The 9,322-nt window shown below is 66.4% G+C and carries 8 protein-coding genes; 6 read left to right on the top strand and 2 right to left on the bottom strand.

Going from position 1 to position 9,322, the window contains the following annotated elements; translation table 11 throughout:
* The 3 genes from ACXJKR_RS16065 to ACXJKR_RS16055 form a co-directional block, all read left to right on the top strand.
* Positions 1 to 920 (top strand): alpha/beta hydrolase family protein (locus ACXJKR_RS16065; RefSeq protein ID WP_457323674.1); only part of this gene is annotated, 920 nt, incomplete at its 5' end.
* Between the two features lie 194 nt (positions 921 to 1,114).
* Complete coding sequence (locus ACXJKR_RS16060; protein WP_457323673.1) at positions 1,115 to 1,891, top strand: GH12 family glycosyl hydrolase domain-containing protein; 777 nt, start codon at positions 1,115 to 1,117, stop codon at positions 1,889 to 1,891.
* A gap of 125 nt (positions 1,892 to 2,016) precedes the next feature.
* Positions 2,017 to 3,276, top strand: a complete 1,260-nt coding sequence (locus tag ACXJKR_RS16055; protein WP_457323672.1) for a hypothetical protein — start codon at positions 2,017 to 2,019, stop codon at positions 3,274 to 3,276.
* Here ACXJKR_RS16055 and ACXJKR_RS16050 read toward each other — a convergent pair whose 3' ends face one another.
* Both ACXJKR_RS16050 and ACXJKR_RS16045 read right to left on the bottom strand, forming a co-directional pair.
* Positions 3,277 to 4,179 carry a hypothetical protein gene (locus tag ACXJKR_RS16050; RefSeq protein WP_457323671.1) on the bottom strand — a complete coding sequence of 301 codons (903 nt, stop codon included), beginning with the start codon at positions 4,177 to 4,179 and terminating at the stop codon, positions 3,277 to 3,279.
* A gap of 305 nt (positions 4,180 to 4,484) precedes the next feature.
* Positions 4,485 to 5,372 (bottom strand): LysR substrate-binding domain-containing protein, encoded by an 888-nt coding sequence (locus ACXJKR_RS16045; RefSeq protein WP_457323670.1) that lies wholly within the window; start codon positions 5,370 to 5,372, stop codon positions 4,485 to 4,487.
* 103 nt (positions 5,373 to 5,475) lie between these two features.
* Here ACXJKR_RS16045 and ACXJKR_RS16040 point away from each other — a divergent pair, with 103 nt between their 5' ends.
* From ACXJKR_RS16040 to ACXJKR_RS16030, 3 genes are all read left to right on the top strand, one after another.
* On the top strand, positions 5,476 to 6,114 hold the full coding sequence (locus ACXJKR_RS16040; RefSeq protein ID WP_457323669.1) for an FMN-dependent NADH-azoreductase: 639 nt from the start codon (positions 5,476 to 5,478) through the stop codon (positions 6,112 to 6,114).
* Positions 6,115 to 6,771: 657 nt separating this feature from the next.
* Positions 6,772 to 7,893: an ABC transporter substrate-binding protein gene (locus ACXJKR_RS16035; protein WP_457323668.1), complete on the top strand. Its 1,122-nt coding sequence runs from the start codon at positions 6,772 to 6,774 to the stop codon at positions 7,891 to 7,893.
* Positions 7,894 to 8,152: 259 nt separating this feature from the next.
* Positions 8,153 to 9,322 (top strand): hypothetical protein (locus tag ACXJKR_RS16030; protein ID WP_457323667.1); only part of this gene is annotated, 1,170 nt, incomplete at its 3' end.

Raw genomic sequence — 9,322 nt, 5'->3', positions numbered from 1 at the left:
GCCTGGGTGGCACCTTGATGCTGCCGCCCACGCCCGGCCCGCATGCCGCCGTCGTGCTGTCGCCGATGTCCACCGACGCACCGCGCGAGGCCTATCGCCAGCAGGCCGAGTTCTTCGTCAGCCAGGGCCTGGCCGCCCTCATCTACGACAAGCGCGGCGTCGGCGAGTCCAAGGGCGACGTGCGCGAAACCGGCCTCAACGACCTGGCCGACGACGCAGTCGCGGCGGTTCGGCTGCTCAAGCAGACGCCGGGCGTCGACCCGCAGCGCATCGGCGTCTGGGGCCATTCCCAAGGCGGCTGGGTCGCCCCGATCGCGGCAGCGCGCAGCAGCGACGTCGCCTTCGTCATCGCCCAGTCCGGGCCGTCGGTCACCGCGGCCGAGCAGGAGATCTACCGCGTCGAGACCAGTGCCCGCAACGAAGGCCTGAGCGCTGCCGAAGTGGCCGAAGCGGCCGATTACGAGCGCCGCCTGATGCACTGGGTGAAGACCGGCGAAGGCCGCGAGTGGCTGCAGGACGCGGCGCGCACCAAGCTCGACGCGCGCTGGGCCCACCTCGTGGAGTTCCACGAGAAGCTGCCCGACGTGCCGAGCCGGCGCGCTCAGACCTTCTGGTACTTCGACCCCATGCCGTCCTACGCCCAGGTCAAGGTGCCCATGCTCGCCGTCTTCGGCGACCGCGACGCCTTCGTGCCGGTCGAGCGCAGCGTGGCGCTGCTGCGCCAGGCCCTCGCGCAGGCGGGCAACCGCGACCACCAGATCACCCTCCTCGACCACGCCGCCCACGGCCTGTGGGCGACCGACCTCGACAGCGGCCACAAGGCGGCCACGACGACGGGCTTTCACGCCGACTACTTTCCCACGCTGGTGCGCTGGTTGAAGGCGCACGGGCTGACCGGGCAAGAGACCGGCAAGCGCTGAACGCCTGATCGCTCCAAGCGCACGCTCGCATACGACGGCGAAGCGGAGCCGGCCCGACGACTTGTTTCACATCAGCGGGTAAGCCCGATGGTCGAACTAATTGTTCGCGGCTCGAATTTATTTGCCCATGACAACGCTGCCATTCACAAGGTAGCGGTCATGGGCGATGACCCTTTCAACCATAACGGAGACATATGAAATCAATCCACCGCGCGTTGGGCGCTGCCGCCTTTGTCGTCATGTCCCTCGCCTCCCCGGGCGCGCAGGCCGCCACCTGGGGGGCCTCCTCGCCCGCCACGTCATCTTGCTCGGCCCCCAACCTGTTCGCCAGCTGGAACTACGGCAGCTACAACTTCAACAACGACGTCTGGGGCCCGTGCGGCGGCGCCGCCGTCGGCCSGCAGACCATTTGGGTCAACTCGAATGCCGACTGGGGTGTCTGGTCCGACCAGCCCAACACCGGCGGGATCAAGTCGTACCCGCACATCGGCTACGCGGTCAACCGCACCATCAGCTCGCTGTCGCAGCTGTCGTCCACCATCGCCGCCACCACGCCGGGCGGCGGCGCCTGGTCATCGACCTTCGACGTCTGGGTGGGCAACAACGCCCACGAGATCATGCTGTGGCTCAACTACACCGGCACCGCGGCCGGCTGCGGCAACGTCAAGCCCATCTCCTACAACTGGAACGCGCAGGGCTGCGCCATCCCCGTCTACACCAACGTGAACGTGGGCGGCGCCACCTGGAACGTCTACCGCGGCAACAACGGCGCCAACATGGTCTATTCCTTCCTGCGCACCTCGAAGACGAACAACACGACCATCGACGTGCTGGGCATCCTCAACTACCTGAGGAACCTCGGCTGGATRGCCGACCTGGTCGTGGGTGATGTGCAGTACGGCTTCGAAATCACGTCGTCGTCGGGCGGCATGAACTTCGGGTCGAGGAACTTCTCCGTCACCGTGAGGTAGCCGCGGCAAAGCGCGGCCAACACGGCCGCGCTTACATCCCCGTACACCTGGGCGTGCTCGCTGCGACGCACTTGTTTCAACATAGCCGCTGGCACTTCGGCCGGCGCCCTGTTGAAGAAGAACAAATGCAAAGCGACCCGATCAAAAAGAGCATCGGCGGGCTCGTCCTGCTGGCCACGGCCGTCGGCCTGACGGCCTGTGGCGGCGGTGGCGGCAGCCCCCTGCCGCCGCCAGCCCCATCGCCCGCTCCCACGCCCTCTCCTGCGCCGCCGCCACCTCCGCCGGCCCCTGCTCCGGCTCCCACGCCTTCCCCCACGCCATCCCCCGCACCCGGCGCCGCGCCGCAGATCGGCGCCTGCGATGTCTTCCCCGCCACGGCGGTGTTCAACACGCGCATCGACGACGCGCAGCGCTTCCCCGTGCACGCCAGCAGCGCGACGTGGATCACCAACATCGGCACGACGAGGTCATTTCATCCGGACTGGGGCACCAGCGAGAACCAGCAGCAGCCGGCCGACTACTACGGCATTCCGTACAACGTGGTGGACGGCAGCACCGCCGCCACGGCCACCACCAGCTGGCCGACGGTGGCCTTCAATCCCACCGACCCACGCGCCGGCAGCGGCGACGGCGCGCCCGACGAGAGCGACTGCGCCGCGCCCGTGGGCGGCGGCTACAGCCTCGTACGCGACTGCACGACGCTGACCGCGCCCAACCGCCGCTTCCCCTTCCCGCGCGACGACCTGCTCAAGGCCGAGGGCGGCGCCTGCAATGACGCCCAGCAATGCGGCGACCGCCATGTGTTGGTGGTCGAGCAAGGCAGCTGCCGGCTGTGGGAGAGCTACGCCAGCTTCAAGCTCAACCAGCAGTGGTACAGCTATTCAACCGCCGCCTGGGATCTGAAGAGCAACGCGATGCGCCCCGACACCTGGACCTCGGGCGACGCCGCCGGCCTGCCCATGCTGCCGCTGCTGGCGCGAGCCGCTGAGGCCAGCGCCGGTGAGATCCGCCATGCCTTGCGCGTCACGCTGCGCGACAGCGTGCTTGCCCGCAGCCACGTCTGGCCGGCGCGCCATCACGCCGGCGGCGACACGGCCGGCGGCGTGCCCTTTGGCGCCGTGCTGCGCTTGAAGGCCAGCTTTGTGCCGCCAGCCTCCTGGAGCGCCCAGGCCAAGGCCGTCGCGGTGGCTATGCAGCGCTACGGCCTTTACGTCGCCGACATCGGCTCCGACCTGTACGTGCAGGGCGAGCCCAGTGCGCAGTGGCAGGACGCGACGATTTCGAACTTGAAGTCGCTGCGGGCGTCGGACTTTGAGTTCGTGGACATGGGCGTGGTCACGGGTGATAGCCGGTTCAGCGGGGATTCATTCCAGGCGAGTTGGTAGTCATCCCCCTCGGTCTGCAGTGGCCGACCGGCGCCTGACGCACCACACGGCCGCTAACGCCGCCAGCACAAGGGCCGCGCTTGCGGGTTTAGGGTTGGTGCGGTGCTCGGGCGACTCCGCGATGGCGGCAAAGATCGTGCCGCTGCGCACGTTGCCCGTGACCGGGCTGAGGTACTGAACGGTCAGGGCGCCCGCCAACTCGCCGAGGCGTGCGCTGGTGGACTTGCCATCCTCCGGATCGATATAGCCAATGTTCGCGGCCTCACCGGCGTCGATGCTTCCGTCGCCGTCGTCGTCGCTCCAGAACAAAGAGGTCAGCGTGACGTAGTGGCCACCGTCGGTGCCGAAGTCGAGCAGCAGCTCGATATCCTGGTTGTGGCTCAACTCGTTCAGCAGGAATTGCGGCRTCGGGTTGGTTTCGTCGATGTTGTCGGGCTTGGCGCCGCCCTCAACCGGATCCCAGTCCTTCACTTGCCCGTGGATGACGGTGGTGTTGGGCGCCACCGTGTCGAAGTACTTCTGCTTGCCGTTGATGAAGTTCGTGATGTGAGTGCCCTTCTCACAGCAGGTGTCCATGTAGTTCTTCGCCAGGTCGGCGGCAACCGCAATAAGTTCGGCTTGAGTGGGCTTGGTGCCATCGACTGCCGGGATCAGCTTGGAGCCGTAGATCAGGGAGTACTCGCGCTGCAGGAAKACAAAGGAGTTGACGGCTGCCACCGGCCCGCAGGCCATGTTGGGACAGGGAGCCACATTCTTCTGAGACAGATCACCGAACTTGTCGACGTCTTCATGCTCAAAATGCACCACCGGCACGGGGTCGGCCAGCGCTGGCGTACAGAGCAGGAGGCCTACAAGTGCGGCAAGAAGCCAAGAGCTGCGAACCGCCTGCGAAACGTCGTTCATGCTGCGCTCCCCGCGTGCCGAATCCGGCAACGCCCCTTTTTGCGCCTGCATCGCTGGTCTGTCAACGGCAACAGGCGCTGGTCGCGCCCGACACATCCTCTACCTGCACGATGAATTGCTCGCGGGCAAACGGGCGTGCACGATGCCCGGCAAGACTTAAAACTTTAAACCTGACCCCATCCTCGCTTTCAGCTTTTCCGACGGCGAGGGCTGTTGCATGTCGGCAGGCGCGTGCAAATCGCATGCCGTTCGCCACGAACGTACATTTTTTGCGGCTGATCAGGCGGGGTGCTGAGGCTTTTGCGTTAGACGAAGCCAGGCCTCAACTGGAGCGATCCAAGCCATCGATGGCAGGCGTGGCGAATGTCGGCTGCCACTTCGGTTGCCGCTTCGCCGAGTCGGCCCTCGCGCAGCTGCATCGTGAACTCCGCACGGGGCAGGTCGGGAAGGATGTCCCCCGTCGGAACAGCGCGCAAACCCGTTGCCATGAGGGACGGCGTGAGAGGCGTTACCGCAAAKCCCGATGCCACCGCAGCCAGCAAGGCGCCGGAACTCTGGGCCGTCAGTGCGATATGCCAGCGTCGCCGATGCCCTGCCAGGGCGACAAGCGCTGCATCGCGGTAGGGACAAGGCTCGGAGAGAAAGGCCATCGGCACAGGCCGTGCAGGGTTCAGGAAGGAGCGCTCCGAGAAGGCCCAAACCAGCGGTTCGCTCCAGAGGAGTTCGCCCACACCGGAGCCGCCGCACCGCCCGCCAATCGAGATGTCCAATGCGCGCCGCCGCGTGAGCTCGGACAACGCAATGCTGATTCCTCCGGTGACTTCCAGTTCGACCTCGGGGTACTTCTCGCGAAACCTAGTCAGCGCAGCGAACAGCCAATCGGCCGGAAGGCCTTCCGAGCAACCGATGCGCACCGTATCGCGGATGCGCCGCGCAGCGCCCAGATGAAGGACGGCGTGATCGTTCAACGTGAGGATGCCCCTTGCGTAACCCAGCAGGACCTCTCCCTGTGCTGTCAGCCGAAGCGAACGGGTGGTGCGCGCGAAGACGCGGCATCCCAGCTGAGCCTCCAGTCGCTTGATCTGGGCGCTGACCGCCGACTGCGTCAGACGCACTCGCTCCGCGGCACGCGAGACGCTCCCCAGATCGGCAACAGAGACAAAGCTCTTGAGGAGCTGCGGATCAATGAGCATGATTCAGTGAGATTACTTCTGAAAAGTCTCATATTAAGTTGATTGAGGTCTGAGGAGGTTGTACCTACTCTCCGTTCCGTCTCGGACCTCCAGCCCACACCCCATGAAACACCTCCTGTACATCGAGGTCTCCCCTCGCAAGACCCAATCGGCCAGCATCGACGTGGCGAAAGCGTTCATTCAGCGTTGCGAGCAGCGGCACCCGAAAAGCGTAGTCGTTACGCTCGACCTCTGGTCGCTAGACCTTCCTGAAGTCTCTGCCGAGTTGCTGGAAGCCAAGTACGCCGGCATCAACGGCACGCCTCTGACACCGGTGCAGCAGCATGCGTGGGAGCGCGTGAAGTTACTTGGCCAAGCGTTTCACGCGGCCGATCACATCTTGCTGTCGGTGCCACTGTGGAACTTCGGCATCCCCTACAAGCTGAAGCACTTGATCGATGCGGTGTCCCACAAGGACATCCTGTTCAGCTTTTCCCCGGAGGAAGGAGCGAGAGGCTTGCTCGGCGGCAAGGCCGCCACGCTGGTTCTGGCTCGAGGACTGGACTATGCCGCGGACGGCGTGGGCAGCTTCCAYTCGCTCGACTTTCAGAAGCCCTATCTCGAAGCCTGGCTGAAGTTCGTCGGCATAGAGCGCATCAACACCATCACGGTGGACAAGACGCTTTACGGACCGGAGGTAAACGCATCCGTTCGGGAGTCGGCCCGGCGCGAAGCGATCACCGTAGTGGACGGCCTCGATTGAAGGGGGAGGTCGAGTCGCGCGAGCCGGGTTGCTACACACCTTCGTCGCACGCGGGGCGCCGATGGCGACGATCAGTCGCCCTTGCTGCGCGACCAGATCGGATCGGGGTCGATCAGATCGCGGATCGCACGGATCGGGGTCAGGCCCTTAATCTAAAGGCCCACGAAGGAGCCGCAGAGCATCGCAGGGCGCCGAGGCGCGTGCGCAGCACGCTTCGTGAACTGACTCCGCGCAACTGTTTGACCAGAGCGTAGCGGCGGGAGTTTTGCCCAGGTCTCGGCGACCGAGACTGAGGAGAGACCGAGCGCAGCACCTGCGTGCTGCGCGACGCCTGTCGAAGGACATGCCGCCTGCAAGCGGCACGGCGCACAGGGAACCCCTCGCAACGCGAGGGGCGGCGGAACCGGGGCAGCTTCTTTGCTTACTTTGACTTCGCCGAACCTTCGGTTCCTTGGGCGCCCAAGAAAGTGAGTCGCCCGCGGGGGCGAACTCCCCGCTGGACCTCACGCGTTAAGCCAAAGTCGCGACATACGCACTATCCACATCGCGGCAACGCCCTAGTGACACACGCCGCATGCTTGAATTGCTATCCCGCGCGCAGGCCGTCCAGAGCATCCAAGAGCCCGCCGCAACCAGGGGCAGCTTGGAGACAAACCCATGACGACGTCACTTCGGCAGTTGGCCCACCGCCTCCTGCTCGCCGCCACGACCGCAGCGCTGGCCACCACCGCCCACGCCCAGATCACCATCGGCCAGACCGCCGGCCACACCGGCCAGGTGGCGGCCAGCGTGGGTGAGGCGACGAAGGGCGCCAAGCTCTACTTCGACATCGTCAACGCCGGCGGCGGCGTCAATGGCCAGAAGATCAACCTGGTGTCGCTGGACGACAAGTTCGACCCCAAGATCGCCGTCACCAATGCCAAGCAGCTGATCGACCAGGGCGTCATCTCGCTGTTCCTGAACCGCGGCACGCCCCATACGCAGGCCATCATGCCGCTGCTGACCGAGCACAAGGTACCGCTGGTGGGGCCGTCCACAGGCGCCATGGTGCTGCACAAGCCCGTGCACCCCTGGCTGTTCAATGTGCGCGCCACCTACCAGCGCGAGGCCGAGCGGGCCATCGAGCACCTGAGCCTGATCGGCATGGAGCGCATCGCCATCGTGCAGGTGGACGACTCATTTGGCGACGATGCCGTGCAGGGCGCCATGGCCGGGCTGACCAAGACGAACAAGAAGCCCGTGGCCCACGAGAAGTACGACCGCGCCAAGCCCGACTTCGGCCCCATCGTGCCCAAGCTGCTGGAGAAGCAGCCCCAGGCGGTGATGTTCATCGGCTCGGGCACGGCCGTTGTGCAGGGCATGAAGGCGGTGCGCGCCGCGGGCTCGAATGCGCAGCTGGTGACCCTGTCCAACAACGCCTCGATGGGCTTCATCAAGGACCTGGGCGACATCGGCTATGGCGTCATCGTCAGCCAGGTGTTCCCGTATGAACGATCCAACGCCAAGCCCATCATCAAGGAGATCTCCGAGGCAGCCCAGAAGGCCGGCGTGGACGTGACGCCCACCGTCGTCGAGGGCTATGTGTCGGCCAAGGTGCTGGTGGAAGGCCTGAAGCGCGCCGGCAAGCAGCCCACGCGCGACGGCCTGCGCAAGGCGCTGGAGGGCATGAGCCGCTATGACCTGGGCGGCATCGAGCTGGGCTACAGCCCGACCGACCACAGCGGCCTGGACTATGTGGACCTGGCCATCATTGACCAGAGCGGCAAGTTCCGCCGCTGAGAGGCTGACCCGGCGCTCGCCCGCCCTCGCCCTCTTCCTCTTCTGCTAACGGCGCGGCTTCGCGCACACCCCAGCACGCCCCTCTTCCTCCCGATTGATGAAGGCGCCGGAGCGCACCGGCGCGCGCGGCCATGGAGGGCCGCCCAACTGCCCGCTCCCGCCGTGTGTTCTGCGGGATGGCGCCCGCTCGCCCCACGTCCAACAGTCCGCCGCCTAGGCCGGCGCATGCATGGGCCGCAGCAAGGCGAGGCAGGGACGTATGAAGAGCATCAAACAACATCTGTCCGACGAAAAGCTGCTGGCCCAGCTCATCACCAGCGTGCCGGTGGACGCGCTGCTATCCACGCTGCAGATCGTCTCCACCACGGTGCTGTCCGATCAGACCGAAGAAGGCAGGATGTTGCTGGCCGCGGACGAGCAGGCTCTGGGTGTGTTCAACCTGCACCTGGTGCCGCCGCCTGAAGCGGTTCCCGAACGCGACTATTTCCTGTCCTTCGACGGCGCGCCTGGCGCGCGCACGGGCTTCCGGCTGGCGGTGTCGCTCGAGGAAGGCGCGCAGCGGCCGCTATTCAACCTGGCGCGCTCGGTGGCATCGCACGGCCTGGTGGCCGCCACGCTGGCGGCAGACGGYCAGTCGCTGACGGCCGCCCCGGGYAACCCGCCGGTGCAACTCGTCGGCCAGGGCCTGTTCCTGGTGCTGCAGGGGCAGGCCGGTGGCAGCGTCAAGCTGAGTTTGTCGCCCAACCGCGAGGCGCCGGATGACGTCGTCGTGCTGCAGGTGCAGCCGCCCACGGTGCTGCTCGGTGGCACTGGCTTCGGGTTCGAGTTCACGCACGGCATCGTGCTGGACTTTTCCAGCGAGGCCGGGCCGGCGGACGGCGTGGTGGTCGACGGCGTCGCGCTCGCCACGCCTGCGGACGCGCCCGCCTGGCAGGGCATTGCCGTCAACCGCGCGCGCTTCTTTCTGCCCCAGGGCGTGCCCTTCCTCGGCGGCCATGCGGTGGACGCCTGGCTGCAGCTCGGCCTGCCGCCCACGCCGGGCATCGACCTCATCGTGAATGCCCAGGTGCCGGCCGACGGTGACCGGCCGGCCATCGCCGTGCGCATCGAATGCCGCGACCCCACGGCGACGGGGCTGGACGGCTTCGTGCCCACGTTGGTCGAGGCGGTGATGGAGTTGCCACTGAACGGCCGCACCGAGAACTTCGGCCAGGCTCTGACGTTTGCGGCCGGCACGCCGGTGCTGGCGCGGCTGCGCTATGCACGCAAGCCGGGATCGGCCGGCGCGGCGCCCGCGTCTGAAATGAGCCTGGCACTGGAAAGCCAGGGGCCGGATGGGCTGCTGAAGATCGACAGCACGCCCGGCGGCCTGGGCGCCAAGATCGCCGTCACCGCGGCCACGCTGGCCACGGCGCTGATTGCCCAGCAG

The organism is Roseateles sp. P5_E11, assembly GCF_054049355.1.
This window is presented reverse-complemented; position numbering and strand designations above follow the sequence as displayed.